This is a genomic window from Oceanobacillus alkalisoli (genome assembly GCF_022213125.1).
Lineage (GTDB): Bacteria > Bacillota > Bacilli > Bacillales > Amphibacillaceae > Oceanobacillus > Oceanobacillus alkalisoli.
Map to the genome: position 1 here is coordinate 41,767 of NZ_JAKNRA010000006.1, position 17,564 is coordinate 59,330.

13 protein-coding genes and 1 other annotated feature are annotated in these 17,564 nt (G+C 40.4%); of the genes, 6 read left to right on the forward strand and 7 right to left on the reverse strand.

The genetic code is table 11. The features are described 5' to 3' along the window. Positions 1-205: 205 nt before the first annotated feature. Positions 206-1,480 carry a tyrosine--tRNA ligase gene (tyrS, locus tag L3V42_RS09550; RefSeq protein ID WP_235762419.1) on the reverse strand — a complete coding sequence of 425 codons (1,275 nt, stop codon included), beginning with the start codon at positions 1,478-1,480 and terminating at the stop codon, positions 206-208. Positions 1,481-1,535: 55 nt separating this feature from the next. Then, positions 1,536-1,745: a binding site (T-box leader), on the reverse strand. Positions 1,746-1,864: 119 nt separating this feature from the next. Here tyrS and L3V42_RS09555 point away from each other — a divergent pair. The 5 genes from L3V42_RS09555 to L3V42_RS09575 all read left to right on the forward strand — a co-directional run bounded on the left by L3V42_RS09555 (position 1,865) and on the right by L3V42_RS09575 (position 9,623). Beyond that, on the forward strand, positions 1,865-4,828 hold the full coding sequence (locus L3V42_RS09555; protein ID WP_238471872.1) for a transglycosylase domain-containing protein: 2,964 nt from the start codon (positions 1,865-1,867) through the stop codon (positions 4,826-4,828). Positions 4,829-5,501: 673 nt separating this feature from the next. Next, on the forward strand, positions 5,502-6,152 hold the full coding sequence (locus L3V42_RS09560; RefSeq protein ID WP_235762417.1) for a GNAT family N-acetyltransferase: 651 nt from the start codon (positions 5,502-5,504) through the stop codon (positions 6,150-6,152). Between the two features lie 3 nt (positions 6,153-6,155). Beyond that, positions 6,156-6,806: an acetoin utilization AcuB family protein gene (locus tag L3V42_RS09565; RefSeq protein ID WP_235762416.1), complete on the forward strand. Its 651-nt coding sequence runs from the start codon at positions 6,156-6,158 to the stop codon at positions 6,804-6,806. Next, complete coding sequence (locus tag L3V42_RS09570; protein ID WP_238471873.1) at positions 6,803-7,975, forward strand: acetoin utilization protein AcuC; 1,173 nt, start codon at positions 6,803-6,805, stop codon at positions 7,973-7,975. Before L3V42_RS09565 ends, L3V42_RS09570 begins: the two co-directional genes overlap by 4 nt. Before the next feature lie 172 nt (positions 7,976-8,147). Further along, on the forward strand, positions 8,148-9,623 hold the full coding sequence (locus tag L3V42_RS09575) for a UDP-N-acetylmuramoyl-L-alanyl-D-glutamate--2,6-diaminopimelate ligase (protein ID WP_238471874.1): 1,476 nt from the start codon (positions 8,148-8,150) through the stop codon (positions 9,621-9,623). A 181-nt stretch (positions 9,624-9,804) separates the two neighbouring features. On the opposite strand, the gene motS is transcribed toward L3V42_RS09575, so the two are convergent. The 4 genes from motS to L3V42_RS09595 all read right to left on the reverse strand — a co-directional run bounded on the left by motS (position 9,805) and on the right by L3V42_RS09595 (position 14,002). Next, positions 9,805-10,578 (reverse strand): flagellar motor protein MotS, encoded by a 774-nt coding sequence (gene motS / locus L3V42_RS09580; RefSeq protein WP_238471875.1) that lies wholly within the window; start codon positions 10,576-10,578, stop codon positions 9,805-9,807. After that, positions 10,568-11,413 (reverse strand): flagellar motor protein MotP, encoded by an 846-nt coding sequence (gene motP / locus L3V42_RS09585; RefSeq protein WP_235762412.1) that lies wholly within the window; start codon positions 11,411-11,413, stop codon positions 10,568-10,570. Before motP ends, motS begins: the two co-directional genes overlap by 11 nt. Positions 11,414-11,555: 142 nt before the next feature. Next, positions 11,556-12,560 carry a catabolite control protein A gene (gene ccpA, locus L3V42_RS09590; protein ID WP_235762411.1) on the reverse strand — a complete coding sequence of 335 codons (1,005 nt, stop codon included), beginning with the start codon at positions 12,558-12,560 and terminating at the stop codon, positions 11,556-11,558. A gap of 368 nt (positions 12,561-12,928) precedes the next feature. After that, positions 12,929-14,002 carry a bifunctional 3-deoxy-7-phosphoheptulonate synthase/chorismate mutase gene (locus L3V42_RS09595; protein WP_235762410.1) on the reverse strand — a complete coding sequence of 358 codons (1,074 nt, stop codon included), beginning with the start codon at positions 14,000-14,002 and terminating at the stop codon, positions 12,929-12,931. 253 nt (positions 14,003-14,255) lie between these two features. Between L3V42_RS09595 and pilM the strand changes: the two genes are divergently transcribed. Then, complete coding sequence (gene pilM, locus L3V42_RS09600; protein ID WP_238471876.1) at positions 14,256-16,388, forward strand: pilus assembly protein PilM; 2,133 nt, start codon at positions 14,256-14,258, stop codon at positions 16,386-16,388. Positions 16,389-16,484: 96 nt separating this feature from the next. On the opposite strand, the gene L3V42_RS09605 is transcribed toward pilM, so the two are convergent. Both L3V42_RS09605 and L3V42_RS09610 read right to left on the reverse strand, forming a co-directional pair. Beyond that, positions 16,485-17,099, reverse strand: a complete 615-nt coding sequence (locus L3V42_RS09605; protein ID WP_235762408.1) for a YtxH domain-containing protein — start codon at positions 17,097-17,099, stop codon at positions 16,485-16,487. 30 nt (positions 17,100-17,129) lie between these two features. Then, the gene (locus tag L3V42_RS09610; protein ID WP_235762407.1) at positions 17,130-17,543 is read right to left on the reverse strand and encodes a DUF948 domain-containing protein; all 414 of its coding nucleotides are present in this window, start codon (positions 17,541-17,543) and stop codon (positions 17,130-17,132) included. Between the last annotated feature and the right edge of the window lie 21 nt (positions 17,544-17,564).

Here is a 17,564-nt window from a genome sequence, read left to right on the forward strand (position 1 = left end):
TCATCCCTCCTTTCTTGATTCGTTCAAAACAGACTTAAACAATCTCTAACAATTTCTAACACAACTTTACCAATGAAACAAACCGCTTTCAATGACTATTCATGAACAATCTGTGAAAAAATCGGGACAAGTGCTCTGACCCTTCTGTCCCTGAATCAAAAAAAGGGCTAAGCAGGTTAGTCCCTGTTAAGCCCTTATCAGTTATTTAACTAAAATCAATCAATGTGTATTTCTTTTTCCCCCTACGAATAATGGTAAACACATCTTCAATACGATCATCTGCAGTAAGTGTGTAGCCAACTTCCTGTTGGCGTTCACCATTAATATAGATCGCACCGTTTGAAATATCTTCTCTTGCCTGACGTTTCGATGGGGAAATTTTAGCTTGAACGAGCAAGTCGACTAGTTCGATATCTTCCTTATCCAGATTATGTGTCGGCACATCTTTGAATCCTTGCTCAATTTCCGTAACCGATAGTTCTTTAATATTCCCGCTGAACAAGGCTTCTGAAATGCGGATTGCCTGCTCAAGTGCTTCCTCACTATGAACCATTTTTGTCATTTCTTCAGCAAGCCTTCTTTGGGCGACTCGCTTTTCCGGTTGCGTTTCTACTTCTTTCTCTAGCGCTTCAATTTCTTCCTTGGAGAGGAACGTGAAGTATTGTAGGAATTTCACAACATCACGATCATCTGTGTTGAGCCAGAACTGGTAAAATTCATATGGTGTCGTTTTTTCCGGATCAAGCCAGATTGCATTACCAGCAGTTTTCCCGAATTTCGTTCCGTCTGCTTTCGTAATTAATGGGACAGTTAGACCGAATACGTTAACTTCCTCTTCTTCTGGATTCTCTCTTGTCCGGCGGATCATTTCCATTCCCGCTGTAATATTCCCCCACTGGTCACTTCCGCCAATTTGCAGCTGACAATTCTCTTCTTCATACAATTTCATGTAGTCAATCGACTGAAGCAGCATGTAACTGAATTCCGTGTAGGTAATACCTGACTCAATCCGAGAGGAAACAGATTCTTTGGCAAGCATGTAGTTTATGCTGAAATGCTTTCCTGCGTCGCGTAATACGTCAATAAATGTTATTTTGCTTAACCAATCATGGTTATTTCGCGATACGACAGGGTTCTCTCCTTCCCCGAATTTTACAAGCCGACCGATTTGCTCCTGGATACTGTTCGCATACCCCATCACGACGTCTGCTGTGTTCAAGGAGCGCTCTGCTGAACGTCCACTTGGGTCGCCAATCATTCCTGTGCCGCCACCGACTAGTGCAATCGGCTTATGCCCGGCCTTCTGGAATCTCTTCAGCATGACAATCGGTACAAGGTGACCGATATGCAGACTGTCTGCCGTCGGGTCAAACCCGCAATATAATGTAACTGCTTGCTTATTTAATAACTCTTCCAAACCTTCCCGGTCTGTGACTTGATTGATTAAACCCCGCCATTCCAACTCTTCTAAGATATTCATTCTTCTATCTCCTTTTTATGAAAAATAAAAACAAAAAAAGCCCGATCCCTATAAAAAAAGGGACGAGCTTAATCACGCGGTACCACCCTTGTTGCACAACTGTGCCACTTGGGATTGTTAACGATGTCTCCACCGTTCTTAAGGCTGCTCACCAAAAGAAATGCTCCGGAGTGTAATTCGCCTGTAAATATATATTGGCTTGCACCGACCGCCAACTCTCTTTAATAGGGATTTACTAGACTACTGATTCCTTCCTAGCATAACAAGTTTATTTAGATTATATTATAACCACAAAAATAGTTCCTTAGCAACCTTTTCCAAAAAAGCATTCATGAAAAAATCGATATATGGTATAATTATAAACGAATTTTAGGAGGGTTTCAAATGGATTTTAAAAAAAGCATCCAACAATTTTTACATACAATTAAAGAATCCTGGAAAATAGGAAAAATCCAAAAGACAAGCCGAATTACATATGGTGTGATGTGGAATGTCATTTTATTCTTTTTAATTATTAGCTTTATCGGCATGTTTTTCGTTGGAGGAATTGGTGCAGGCTACTTCGCTTCCCTCGTAAAAGATGAAAAAATCCTTGATTATGAAACAATGGCTCAGGATATTTACGATTATGCCGAAACAACGGAGATGTATTTTGCTGATAATGTCTTTTTAGGGGAAGTCAATTCTGACCTCCACCGGGATGAAACAACACTGGAAACAATAGCCCCCGAACTCATCAGCGCTGTCATCGCAACTGAAGATGAATATTTTAATGAACATCAAGGTGTTGTTCCGAAAGCTATCTTACGAGCAGTTTTACAGGAAGTAATGAATTCTTCCACTCAAACAGGTGGTAGTACATTAACCCAGCAATTGATTAAGAACCAAATCTTAACAAATGAAGTGTCCTTTGAAAGAAAGGCGAAAGAAATTCTGTTAGCTTTAAGATTGGAACGGTTCTTTGAAAAAGATGAGATTCTCGAAGCCTACTTAAATATCGTTCCATATGGCCGGGATTCATCTGGAAGAAATATTGCTGGCGTCCAAACAGCCGCTCAAGGTATTTTTGGTCTTGATGCGAAAGATGTAAACCTCGCACAAGCAGCCTATCTCGCCGGTTTGCCACAAAGTCCCTCTGCTTACACCCCGTTTGTAAGTGGCGGAGGATTGAAAGATGAAGAAGGAATCCAGTATGGGTTGAACCGAATGAAGACCGTTTTAAACAGAATGCTTGATATGGAATACATTACACAAGAAGAATATGACGCAGCAATCAATTATGATCTGGTGGCGGATTTTAAAGAAAATCAAAAGTCATCATTTGAAGAGTATCCTGTCTTAACAGCGCAAATTGAAAAAGATGCAACAGACATACTGTACAATGTATTCCTGGAAGAAGACGGAGTTACAAAAGAAGATTTGCAAGAAGACCCCGACTTAAGGGTAGAATATAAAGAGCGTGCAGCCCGAGCATTGCAAATGAATGGGTATGAAATTCACTCGACGATTGATAAAGAATTGTATGATGTGTTTCAAGAAATCGGACAAAACTTCAACCGCTACGGTAATAATAAGTGGACAGAGTATCCAAAAGAATCTGATGAGTGGATTGAACAAGCTGTGCAAGGTGCAGCAATCATGATTGAAAACTCTACAGGACGGATTATCAGCTTCTTCGGGAACCGGAACCCAAGTATCGAGAATCATTATAATTATTCAACGCAAGCAATACGCTCGAATGGGAGTGCAATGAAACCCTTCATCTATGGTTCAGCAATGGAAGAAGGACAACTCCAACCTGGAACACCAATCGCCGATGTTTACTTGACGGTTCCCGATGGCGGGAGAAGGAAGGAAATCAAAAACATCGACCTGAGACATCATGGATTGCTCTCAGCACGGACAAACTTGGCTAAGTCGTATAATATACCGGCCGTAAAAGCTTATCTTCCATTGATTGATCTGAATCCTGTCGATAAATACTTAAGAAACATGGGTATTACAACGATTGAAGATGAAGAATATGCCAACGCCTCATTCGCACTTGGAGGCTTACAACACGGGATCTCAATTGAAGAGAACACGAACGCTTTCGCAACATTTGCCAATAACGGACAATTTGCCAACGCATATATGATTGAAAAAATAACGACAAAAGACGGCGATACGATCTATGAACATGAAGTGAAAACCAAAGAAGTATTCTCACCGCAAACGAGTTACTTATTAATTGATATGATGCGGGATGTTATTTCAGATGGTACAGCAGCCGGCTTACGTTCCAAGCTTAAATATAGTAATGTCGACTGGGCAGGGAAAACGGGAACATCCCAAAATACGGAGAACGTCCACTTTGTTGCGAGTAATCCGAACATCACTTTTGCAACATGGATGGGGTACCGAATCCCCGATGGACTGGAGCATTTAACCCACAGTGAGCGGAATCGTGATTACTGGACCGAATTCATTAATGCTGCAAGTGATGTTAATCCGGAACTTGTCGCTCCTGATCACGCTTTCCAGCAGCCTGATGGCATTGTCCAAAGAAGCTATTGTGCGATTTCAGGCTTGCTTCCAAGTGACTTATGTGAAAAAGCTGGACTCGTCAAGACAGACTTATTCAATGCAAAATTTGTCCCAACGGAAGTGGATAATAGTTTAATAACCGGGGATCAAATTATCGTGAATGGAAAGGCTGTTTCACCTGGACCAGATACACCTGGTGAATTTGCAAAAGGCGGCGGCCTCATGTTTAATCCAGAGTTTCTAAAAGAAAAAGGTTATGATAAAATCCCGGATATCACACAGCTTATTCCATTATATGAAGACCGAAGTAAATGGGAAAAAATTGGTTTTCCCAACACAAATACTTCAACGAACAGCATTAGTGATGACGGGAAAGCACCTGAACCACCGACATCAATCAAGAATTCCGGTAACCAGATTACATGGAACGCTTCACCGAGCAATGATGTTGTTGGCTACCGGATTTACCGGGCTGCAAAAGAAGGTGACAGCTTCTCACGAATTGGCAGTACGACTTCTACGAGCTTTAAATCCGGAAGCGGAGATGGGATCTACCACATTCGGGCAGTCGACTACTTCGGCCTAGAATCCAAAGCTTCGACTACCGTAACCATCGGTAAAGTCGAGGATGATAAAGAAAAGGATAAAGAGAAGGATAAAGAAAACGAAGAAACCTCAGAAGAAGAATCTAGAGAAACCGATGAAAAAGAAGAAAAAGCTAAAGACAAAGATGAAGCGGAAGAAGACAAACAAAAAGAGGATAATGAAGAGAAAGAAAAGAAAGAAGAGAATGAAGACGACAAGGAAACTAAAGACGAATAACAAGCAATATAAGCAAGACTTAAAATCAGGAGCTAGCAAACCCCTGATTTTTTCTTTTACACAAAACTATAAAATGAAATTGTTATGCATAACTAAAATTGCTAGCACTAGCCACGTCCGCTCTGCGCCCAGCAAAGCCCCAAATGAATTACATCTTGAATAAACTTCTACGAGTATGCTTCATGCGTCTGCGAGGAGTGTGTCTTCACCGAGTAATCTTGCAACACGACGAGCAACTAGCAAATTTTTTGGTGGAACGAGCAGTGCGCAGTCTCAAACTTCACACTCCTCCAATCGATAAAGAAGACTTATCCGCTCGGTCTTTGTGAGGCTTAGTTGCACTTATACCCTTGTGGTGAAAGTCAACATCGGCTCATAACTAAAGGAGGGCCGTTTAAATTCGGGCTAAAGCCCAACTTACGTCTACCCCTAAAGGGGCATGTTTCCTTTATCTCCCTTCCGGTAAAAAGGAGGTTCGATTAAGTTCACCCCTTCCTGGGGCAACATCGAACTACCTCCCATCCTGGGAGGCACAGTTTGTACGTTGCTAAACGGGCGCTTCCGCCTTTGTGCTTTCTATTTAATTCAAAATAAATATTCACAAAATACTAAAAAATAACCGAAAAGTGTTGTATACTAAATGTAAGCGCATTAATTATTAGGTGGTGAAGCCATGGAACATATAAAAACCTTTCATTCCATAACTTATGAAACGTCCAACGGGCCGATTACAATCGAGGGTCCCCTCTCATCCGACGAGTTAAAAAAGTATAATTTTCACGACAAATTAGTCGCCTTTCGACCTGCAAAAAAGCAATTTGAGGCTCTTCTTGAAATTGCTTCATTTGAAGAAGCAAGAATTATCGTCGCCCGAACAGAAGAAATGATCGTCGGTTATGTAACCTATCTTTACCCTGATCCACTTGAACGTTGGTCAACCTTTAAAATGAAAGAATTAATCGTATTAGGAGCAATCGAAATCATACCAGACTATCGCGGACAACGAGTAGCTTCTAACTTATTGAAACTATCCATGTTAGATGATTACATGGAAAATTATATTGTAATTTCTACCGAGTATTATTGGCACTGGGATCTTGAAGGTACGAAATTAAGCATCTGGGACTACCGGAAAGTAATGGAGAAAATGATGGCTTCCGGCGGGCTGACCCCTGCACCAACCGATGACCCGGAAATTATTTCCCACCCGGCCAACACTTTAATGGTCCGTGTCGGAAAAAATGTCCCGGAAACCACCGTTGAAGTGTTTGACAATTTACGTTTTCTATCAAGATACAATCAACGAATAAAAAGTGAGGGATGAATCATGTTAGTAGAAAGCATCATGAACACCGAAGTTATTACGCTCCCGCCTACTGCAACAATTGAGGAAGCACTCCGTTTATTAAAAGAAAATAAAATAAGACATATACCAATTGTTGATAAAGCGAACCAGGTAATTGGAATCGTTTCTGACCGGGATGTCCGTGACGCCATGCCTTCAAGCTTCCTTAAAGATGCCGACCGGCAAGAATTACAAAATGAAATTCAAACGATTATGACTTACCCGGTTGTGACCGTTCATCCACTGGATTTTGTGGAGGAAATCGCCCGGATTTTTTATGAAAAAGAATTTGCTTGTGTTCCTGTCGTACAAAATGACGAGCTTGTTGGAATGGTAACTGAAAAGCACATGCTGCATACCTTTATTCAACTTACTGGAACCCATGTACAAAGTTCCCAAATAGAAGTCAAAGTACCGCATCGACCAGGCATCCTTCCTGAAGTTGCGCAAATCATCGGTGACCATAATGTGAATATCGTTTCCATTCTTATTTATCCTTACGGGGATGATCCGGAATATAAAGTGCTCGTCTTCCGGGTTCAGACGATGAATCCAATGCCGATTATCCGGGGAATCAGGGAGGCTGGCTTTAAATTACTCTGGCCAAATAATATTATGGAGCCAAAAGTATGAGTGAACAAGTTAAATTCATATTTTCCGATGATCTTTTAACGTATCATTTTAATCCAGAGCATCCATTCAATCAAAAGCGAGTGTTGCTAACGAAGGAACTGCTGGACGCGGTTGAATTGATTCAAGCGGAGGATATTATTGCACCGCGTAAAGCGACCGAGGAGGAACTGGCTTTGTTTCATAGCCGTGAATATATTGATGCGGTTAAAAGAGCTGGAAAAGATAAACTCACAAAAGAACAAGGAATGGTTTTCGGACTCGGTACCGAGGATACTCCGATGTTTACCGATATGCATGACGCATCGAGTTATCTTGTTGGAGGGACACTCACGGCAGTTGACGCAGTATTGTCCGGGGAAGCTATTCACGCATTGAATCTTGGTGGAGGGCTCCATCATGGTTTTGAGCGACAAGCATCTGGATTTTGTATCTATAATGATGGTGCAGTTGCGATTAAATATATTCGGGAAAAATATAATCTGAAGGTGCTATACGTCGATACAGATGCACATCACGGGGACGGGGTCCAGTGGGCTTTTTACGACGATCCGTATGTCTGTACGTTTTCAATTCATGAGACTGGCCGTTATTTATTCCCAGGAACTGGTGACGTACGCGAACGTGGCATTAAAGCAGGACATGGGTATTCATTTAATTTGCCGATCGATGCATATACCCAGGATGAATCTTTCCTGCAGCTTTATGAAACTGCTTTCAAAGAAATAGTTGATTATTTTAAACCGGACGTCATTCTTACGCAAAATGGTGCAGACGCTCATACATTTGATCCACTCACCCATTTATGTACATCCATGGCAGTTTATGAAAAAATTCCGTTACTCGCCCATGAGCTCGCCCACGAATATTGTAGTGGCAAGTGGATTGCAACTGGTGGGGGCGGCTATGACATTTGGCGTACCGTCCCACGAGCGTGGGCACAGATTTGGAGTGTGATGAAGCGAGGCAAAGTAATGAATGGGGATCTTCCTTCAAGCTGGTTAAAGAAATGGGAAAAAGAGTCTCCTGTTCCCTTGCCAACGACATGGCATGACAGTAAAGAGGCTTTTCCTGAAATTCTGAGAAAGCTTGAAATTGAAGAAAAAAATTTAAAGCTGCTGGAAGCCATGTTGAAATACGCAACCCTTCCCAAACAAAATTTACAAGGATGAAATTAAAAATTTCTCGTGTATATGTGGTGGATTCACTGGATATACACGAGCTTTTTTAATGTCTCTCATTAGCCTTCCTGCATAGACATTCTTTTTTAGAAGAGCTATAATAAACAGGCAAACATTTTTAACAAGTGATTTACCTTGTCTTTCTAAGAAGGAGATGGACGGATTGTTACTAAAAGACATTATGGAAAATATGGATTATGAAGTCATTCAAGGAGATATAAATCAAGAAATTTCTATTCTTACATATGATTCTCGCGAAAACCAAGTTGATAGCCTTTTTATTTGTATAAAAGGCTTCACATTAGATGGCCATGATAAAGCACAAGAGGCTGTTAAGAATGGAGCGCGTGCAATTCTCGTAGAAAGGGAAATTCCTGTTTCTTCTGATGTTACCGTAATAAAAGTACCAAATACGAGAGATGGGATGGCAAAAGCCTCCGTTAATTTCTACCGGCATCCATCCGAAACATTAAACGTAATTGGAATTACCGGAACGAACGGGAAAACCTCCATCACCCATTTTCTGAAAGCGATTCTTGATAAAGCGAATAAGAAAACCGGAGTGATCGGAACGCTGGGAACGCTGATGAATGAAGAAATCATACCAACGAATAACACAACTCCTGAAGCGATTGACCTTCAGCGATTTCTAGACGATATGAAACGGACAGAACATGATTATTGTTTAATAGAAGTTTCTTCTCACTCCCTGCAACTGAAACGTTCTGCTTATACTTCCTTTACGACGGGGATTTTTACAAACCTAAGCCCAGATCATCTGGAATTACATAAAACAATGGATGACTATTTCCAAGCAAAAGCCGAACTATTTACAATGACACATGACTTTAATATCGTCAATGTCGATGATTTTTATGGACAAAAATTGGTACAACTATTAAATAATCCAGAAGTGAAAACAATTACCTATGGCATCCATGAAAAAGCTGATTTTTATGCGACAGATATTGATTATTCCTTTGAACAAACGTCTTTTACCGTGCATACGCCGAATGAGTCAGCACGTATTACGATTCATCTGCCCGGTGAAATATATGTATCCAATAGCTTAGCAGCCATTGCAGCAGCTTACTGTAACGGAATAAGCATAGAGGCGATTCAAACTGGCCTGGATACGGTGAAACATATTTCAGGCAGACTTGAGACGGTATATAAACAAGGAGATTTTCGAGTCGTTGTTGATTTTGCCCATACAGAGGATGCCTTACAGAAAGCGATCACTGTTCTTAGACCATTTGTAAAAGGGAAACTCATCCTCGTCTTCGGGGTTTATGCTGATATGAGTGAGAATGGAAGAGATAAACGTTATGGCATGGGGCGTGTCGCTGCCGAATACGCCGATTATTCCATTGTCACATTGGATAATCCGAAAAAGCATGATATCGCAACGATTATGAAGGAAACAACCGATGCACTTGACCGGAATAAAGGAAATTATATTGCAATCGAAGACCGAGCTGAAGCAATACAGCATGCGATTGAATCGAGTAATCCAGAGGACTGCATTCTCCTTGCCGGCAAAGGACATGAAACAACACAAGTTATTGGCGATCAAGAGATTTACTTCTCGGAAAAAGAAATTGTCCAGGAAGCAATGAAAAATAAAATATTTAAATAAAGCTAATGAATTTCATAATGCGTATTTAATGCTTCACCATCACCGTATGTAGTTGAGTTGGTTCGTTCTCAACTACATACGGTGATGGTGAAGCCGACTTTGGTAATTATGAAATTCATTCAAAGCAATAAAAAAAAGCAGAGAGAGATTTTCTTTCTGCTTTTTTGATTATGAAAATCGGTTATTCATCTTCATAGTCCGTATTTAAAATTGTAATCTCCACTCGCCGGTTCAGACTCATATTCTCTTCGGAATCATTCGGAGCAACTTGTCTTGTATCACCATAGCCAGCAATCGAAAAACGCGATTCTTCTAAATTAAATTCCTCAATCAAATACCGGACTACACTGCTTGCTCTCGCACCGGATAATTCCCAATTGGACGGATACCGGTATGTATTAATTGGTCTCGTGTCTGTATGACCTTCCACTTTAATATCATTCGGCATTTGTGAAAATAAGCTCCCAATTTCTTCAAGGAACGGTTTCCCCTCATCCAAGATAACCGCTTCTCCCATATTGAAAAAGATGCTATCTTGCAGCACGAGCAGGACACCACGTTCTGTAATTGCAGCTGTAATTTCATCATTTAACGCATGCTCATCCAAATATGCTTCAACACTTTCCACAAGTTCATTTAAAGACTCTTCTTCCTGTTGCTTGCTTATATAGGCATCCCGGCTGACGTTCACATCAATCGGGTCGTCCGATTCGTCCTTACCACTTTCCGCAGTGTTATTACCTTCCTGCGGGTAACTGTTCGGGACAACGGATGGCAGGAAATCAAGCACTTCCCGGTTTTGAAATGATTCCGCCACTGCTTCAAATTTAATCTGATCAATTCGGGACATTGAAAATAATAGAATGAAAAACACAAGAATCAACGTTATCATATCCGAATAGGTAACGAGCCATTTTGCCGCACCCTTATCCGGTTTTCTTTGTCTACGCTTCATTTACCCGATCCTCCACAAACCCAGAACGCGCTGCTTCCTCTTCTTTTTCTTTCGCTTCTTGATACTTCTGCTTATCTGTATTAGAGATAAAGGCACTTAGCTTCTCTTCTAATATTCGTGGATTTTGACCAGACTGGACACCAATAATTCCTTCGATGATAATTTGTTTTAAGAAAGCTTCTTCTTCTGTTTTTGCTTCCAACTTACTTGCCATCGGGATGAACACGAGGTTGGCGAGAACTGTACCATATAAAGTCGTAATTAAGGCAATCGCCATCGCTGGACCTAATGTAGCTGGATCAGATAGCTGATTCAGCATCAATACAAGCCCGACAAGCGTTCCAATCATTCCCCAGGCCGGTGAATACTCCCCTGCTTTTTCAATGATTGTACGCCCTTTATAATGCCTTTCTTCCATTGCCGTAATTTCTGCATTCAAAATGTCAGTAATTACTTCCGGTTCAATTCCATCAACAGCAAGCATAATACCTTTTTTAATAAAAGGATCCTCTACCTCATCCAATTCATTCTCCAATGCCAGAATACCTTCTCTCCTGGCCCGCTCGGATAAACGAATGAACAGCTCGATCATTTCTGGCAAGCGATCTTCCGTTTTGACGAATGACTCTTTAATCACCCTACCAGTCAATTTAATCTGCTCTAGCTTAAAACTGATTAAAAGGGATCCGACCACCCCGCCTAGTACAATGAAAATAGAAGGGACATCTAGAAAAATTAAAATATTCCCAGTTTCCCCATTCGTACTGATTGCGAAAATAATCATCATAAATCCAACTGTAATGCCGATTGGAGTCAGTATGTCTTTTTTTGTCATCGTAATCTCTCCAAACTTCAAATATATACGTGAATTGAAAGCAATACTGGCCCTTATACCGATGCTACTGACATTTTCAATAGTGGATTGAATTTGAAGTCAGCAGCAACTTTGACCGATAGCTTCTCTTCTTATATCGGCATTAGTTGGATAATGTTGAATCTCTTTTTTCAAGTCGATGCGGAAGAACAACATTTTTATCCGTTACTTCTTCTTTATTCATATATTTCGTTAATAGACGCATTGCAACAGCTCCAATATCATACATTGGTTGAACAACTGTTGTTAAAGTCGGACGAACCATCTTCGCAAGTTTCGTATTATCAAATCCAAATACTTGAATGTCTTCCGGAACCTTATGTCCACGGTCTTGGAAACCATGAATGACACCGATTGCCACGTCATCACTTGTGACAAAAACACTGGAAGGCTTGCTTTCCAGTTCGAGGAGCTTCTCTGCTACAGCAAGTCCTTCATCATAGGATGCATCGATCGTGAATACAAGATCTTCATTGAATTCGATGTTTGCCTCTTTCACTGCACGAACGTAGCCTTCGTACTTCAAATCGTTGACAACCGTATCACGTAAGCTGCCCACAAACGCAGGCTGTTCGTTATTATTGTTATTGGTCAGCTCTTTCGTTGCTTCGTAAGCTGCTAATTCGTAATCGATGTTAACAGACGGGATTTCGTTGGACGAATCATACGTCGCCGCCAGTACAACAGGAGCGGAAGATGTTTTAAATTGTTGGATATGTTCGTCGGTAATATTACCGCCCATAAATAAAATTCCATCCACTTGTTTTTCAAGCATTGTATTAATGAGTAGTAATTCATTTTCTTTCTTAGAATCAGAGTTACTTAAAATAATATTATACTTGTACATCGTTGCGATATCCTCAATTCCTCTTGCAAGTTCCGAAAAGAAAATATTGGATATATCCGGAATAATCGCACCTACCGTCGTCGTTTTCTTACTTGCAAGGCCGCGGGCTACCGCATTTGGCCTATAGCCTAAGCGTTCAATTGTAGCAAGTACTTTTTTCCTTGTGGTAGGTTTAACATTCGGGTTTCCGTTTACAACACGGGAGACAGTCGCCATAGATACGTTCGCTTCTCTTGCGACATCATAAATCGTTACAGTCATCACATATACCTCCAGTATATTCGTTCTCTTTTTTCTATCATACTCTACCATGAAATATTTTTCAAAAATAACATGAAAATTTTCATGAAAACTTATATTATACCTATTTGAATGAATTTCATCATTACCAAAGTCGGCTATTCCATCACCATATGTAGTTGGGAACGAATCAACTCAACTACATATGGTGATGGTGAAGCATTAAATACGTATTATGAAATTCATTAATTTTACCCTAAAAAATAAGACATAACTATTATATCTCAAAGATAAACAGTTATGTCCTAATTAACTCATTACTTGCGAAATGATTGAGTAAAGATGTGTTCGATAGTGATTATTCCGCCTAACACCTGCGCCTTTATGTTTTATTTCAAACGATTTTCCAAATCTGTAATTTCTTCAAAGAATTTATCGAATGTTGGAATGTCCATTTGTTGTGCAGAGTCAGATAATGCTACTGCAGGGTCTGGATGGACTTCTGCCATAATTCCATCTGCTCCGATTGCAAGTGCTGCTTTTGCAGTTGGCAATAATAAATCTCTTCTACCTGTTGAGTGTGTAACGTCAACAAGAATTGGTAAGTGTGTTTCCTTTTTCAGAACAGGTACAGCCGAAATGTCGAGCGTATTTCGTGTCGCTGTTTCATATGTTCTAATTCCGCGTTCACATAGGATGATATTGGTATTCCCGCGAGAGATAATGTATTCTGCAGCATTAATGAATTCCTGGATTGTTGCGGATAAGCCACGCTTTAAGAGAACTGGCTTGTCCACTTCCCCTGCCGCTTTTAATAATTCAAAGTTCTGCATGTTTCTAGCACCGATTTGAATAACATCGATATATTCCACCGCTTCTTCAATATGAGCCGGATTAACAATTTCGCTAATCACTGCTAAATCATATTCGTCCGCGACACGTTTTAGGATTTGCAGCCCCTCAACTCCAAGTCCTTGGAAATCATATGGGGAAGTACGTGGTTTGAATGCTCCACCGCGGAGTAACTTCAAGCCCTTCGCTTTAACTGCTTCAGCTACTTGCGCTACTTGTTCATAACTTTCAACTGCACATGGTCCAAATACATAATTTGCAGAGCCATTCCCAATTTTCGCCCCATTAATTTCAACGATTGTATTTTCGGGTTGGTTTTTCCGGGATACGAGTAAGGCTTTTTGATTGTCATCTTGTTGAAGCTCTAGACCTGCTTTAAATATTTCTTTGAAAATATGTTCGATTGTTGCATTTTCAAACGGGCCGGTATTATGCTTTTTAATATTATCAAGCATTTCTCTTTCACGGACCGGATCAAATGTATGTGTACTTTGTTTCGATTTCACCTTGCCGATTTCCTGAACTAATTCAGCCCGACGGTTAATTAAGTCCAAAATCTCTAAGTTCACTTCATCTAATTGCTCTCTCAGCTGTTCCATTTGATTACTCATTCGTAAGCCCCCTGCACAGTTTTTAATAATTAGACACAATTATAGCTAAGAATCTGTTATTTGTCACTATTAATTTAATAAAAATAATATTATGTCGGACAATGTCAGATTTCCGTGGTATAAAACTTTATTTCGTTAGGGCAGTTTTACCCAAGACCTCCACTTCTTTATTTTATCCCGCTAAGAGGTCGGGGTACTACAGCCCGTTAATGTGTGGTAGATTAGTAGATAGAGATTGAAAGAGGTGAGCATCGTGGAAAACATAATTTTCGCATTAGACATAGGTACAAGGTCAGTTACCGGTGTATTAATCGATAGAGATAAGAATTCCATCCGGCTGATTGATCATTGCATGATAGAACACGAAGCACGCTCCATGCGGGACGGACAGATCCATGATGTCCCCGCAGTTGCCGCAACGATAAAAAAAGTAAAAGCTACACTCGAGACAAACTATGGTGCCCCTTTACATAAAGTATGTGTCGCAGCTGCCGGTCGGTCGTTAAAAACGATGGAAGCAAGTGCAACGATTGATTTAAGGAAATTTCCGATTAAAAACAATGAGGATGTGAAGCATCTTGAACTCGCTGCTCTCCAAGCTGCCCAAGAAAAATTGGGGTCAGAAAAGCATGCAGACAGCTATCAAAGCTATCATTGTGTTGGGTACTCCTTACTCTATTATAAATTAGACAAAGAACGGATCGGCTCGCTTATCGAACAAACCGGTAATGAAGCTAGCGCAGAAGTAATTGCTACTTTCTTACCTAAAGTAGTTGTTGAATCTTTACTTCAGGCAGTTCGAATGGCAAATCTGGAAGTAGAAGCGATGACGCTTGAACCGATTGCCGCCCTTCATGTCCTCATCCCGGAGTCCATGCGCCGCTTAAATGTTGTCCTAGTAGATATTGGTGCCGGTACAAGTGACATTGCAATAACCGAACAAGGAACAGTAGTCAGCTATGGAATGGTGCCGATTGCTGGGGATGAGATAACTGAAGCGCTCAGTGACTATTATTTACTCGACTTTCCAGAAGCGGAAAAAGTAAAAAGAAAAATCGTCTTGGAAAACGAAGCCGAAATAGAAGATATTCTCGGGTTCACTTCCACTCTTACTTATGATGCTTTCGTTGAAAATATAAAAAGTGAAATTGACCGGCTTGCAACTGTAATTGCTAATGAAATTAAAAGTTTGAACGGAAAAGCTCCTCATGCTGTCATGTTAGTTGGCGGCGGAAGTCTTACGCCGACGATCGCCGAGAATATAGCAACACATCTTGATTTACCTGACAACCGAGTAGCAATCCGAGGGGTGGAAGCAATCCAGCAGCTCCAAGTGGATGATACATTATTTGAAGGACCAATTTTTGTCACACCTATCGGAATTGCAATCACTGCAAAAGAGCGTCCAGTGCAATATACAGAAGTTACGATTAACGATAGTATAGTCCGGCTCTTTGAAGTGAATGAATTGACGGTTGGTGACGCCTTTGTACAGGCAGGCATTGAGATCCATCGCTATTATGGAAAGCCTGGCATTGCTGCGATTATCAAGGTGAACGGGAAGGATGTTACGATTCCCGGCGGGTTCGGTGAGCCTCCAAGCATCCTCTTAAATGGCAGACCGGCTACAGTAGACACCTGTATCAAGCAGGATGACATAATGGAACTAAGAAAAGGACAAGACGGAGAACGTGCGACAATTACACTTGAGGAATTAATTGGGGAAACAAAAACGATAAGCGTAAAATTCAATGAAGAATATCACACGCTCGGTACAACATTTACTGTAAATGGCCAGCTTAAAACTGCTAGTTATCGCATTCTAGATAAAGACGAAATCCAGTGGACGAAACGAGAGCGTGTAAAAGACCTGCTAGAACATTCCAGTTACGATAAAGATATTAAATTAGCGTTTCCAATCTACGTCAACCGAAAGAGGCTGGATTTACCAATTGGAAAAACAACAATTCTTGTTAATGATAAGGAAGCATCCATGGAAACGATATTACACGATGATGATGAACTGAAACTTATTCCAGCTAGAACACCAATTGTAAGAGATATCTTTGAAGCTCTCGAAAAATCGGATTCCTATTCGATTCAAGTATTTTTCAATAAAGAACCTGTCACTCTTTATAAATCTGCCTATACAGTTTCAAATAAAGGACAGACATTACATAAAGAAAGTGAACTACATCCGCATATCCGTCTGACCATACAAGAAAAAGAAGTTTCCACCTTTGTTTTTCAGGACATATTTCGCTATGTTGCGTTAGATTTAACAAATGCGACTGGAAACTTCACCCTCTGTTGTAATAACGAAAAAGCTGGATTTGATACGCCTATTAACGACGGGGACGCCTTAGGAATTGTGTGGGATGATTGATTAAATTCGCCCCTCATGATTATAATTACGATTGTTCTCGGTTTATTTACATAAAAAGGCTACAGACGCTTATTTTAGTCTGTAGCCTTTTTATATTTATCTCGTTGTACCACTGCTGTTTTTATTGCTTTTCAATTCTTTATCACCAGTTTTAACTGCCTCGGCTGCTTTATCTGCATCTTCTTCTATTTTCTTACTGACATCTTTAGCTGTTTTTTCTACTTTTTTATCAGCTTTATTAGCAGCCTGCTCAACCTTTTTGTCTGTCTTTGCAGCAGCTTGTTTAACTGTTTCTTTTGCTTCGTTTAACTTTTCATCTGCCTCAGCTACCGTTTTCTCCGCTTGGTCAGCCACTTTCTCTGTTGCATCCTTTGTCTTCTCTGTAACTGCTTTCGTTACATCTTGGGCTTTATTTGCAGCAGTTTTCGTTAACTCTTTAGATTTCTTCGTTAATTCTGTGCCTGTATCCATTGCTTTTTGCTTGAATTCTGCGCCAGTTGTGTAGGCTTTATCTTTCCAGTTCGACCCCTTTTGGGCTGCAATATCTTTAAATTCTCCAGCACGGTTTCTTACTTGCTGAGCACCCCTATTCAAATCGTGTCGAGTTTCTCTTCCAGATTTAGGTGCAAACAGTAAAGCGGTTGATGCACCAATTACTGCCCCTAGTGCAACGCCAATTGCAAAATCTCTCGTATTATTGTTTTCTGCCATTGTTATTCCCTCCATAAAGTTGAAAATTAATTAATACTTACTTTCTTTTCTCTTCAGGACATATTCTAAAATAGATGCTCCCCATTTCACCGCTTGGTTCGTCTTTTCTTGATCTTCCTGCGATGCACGAGAAATACTATTCGTTAGTTGTTTTAACGAATGATCAAACTCCTTCATCGTCTCACCAACACCTTGTGCGCCATCAACTAAACCGTCAATTTTGCTGGATTTGAGTTCGACATCAGCAGCCAGCCGATTCGTCTTATTCAGGAGCTCGGTCGTTTCATCCGTTATTCCTTTTAATTGTGTTTCTAGTCCTTGTAATGTTGTCTTTGTTTCATTCAAAAATCCTTTTGTTACCTTTACGGTATGGATAATGTAAATCGTTAGTACCACAAGAGCTATAACTGCGATGATTATAGCAATGTAAAGCATGACTTCCATATTTTCAGCTCCTTTTAACAA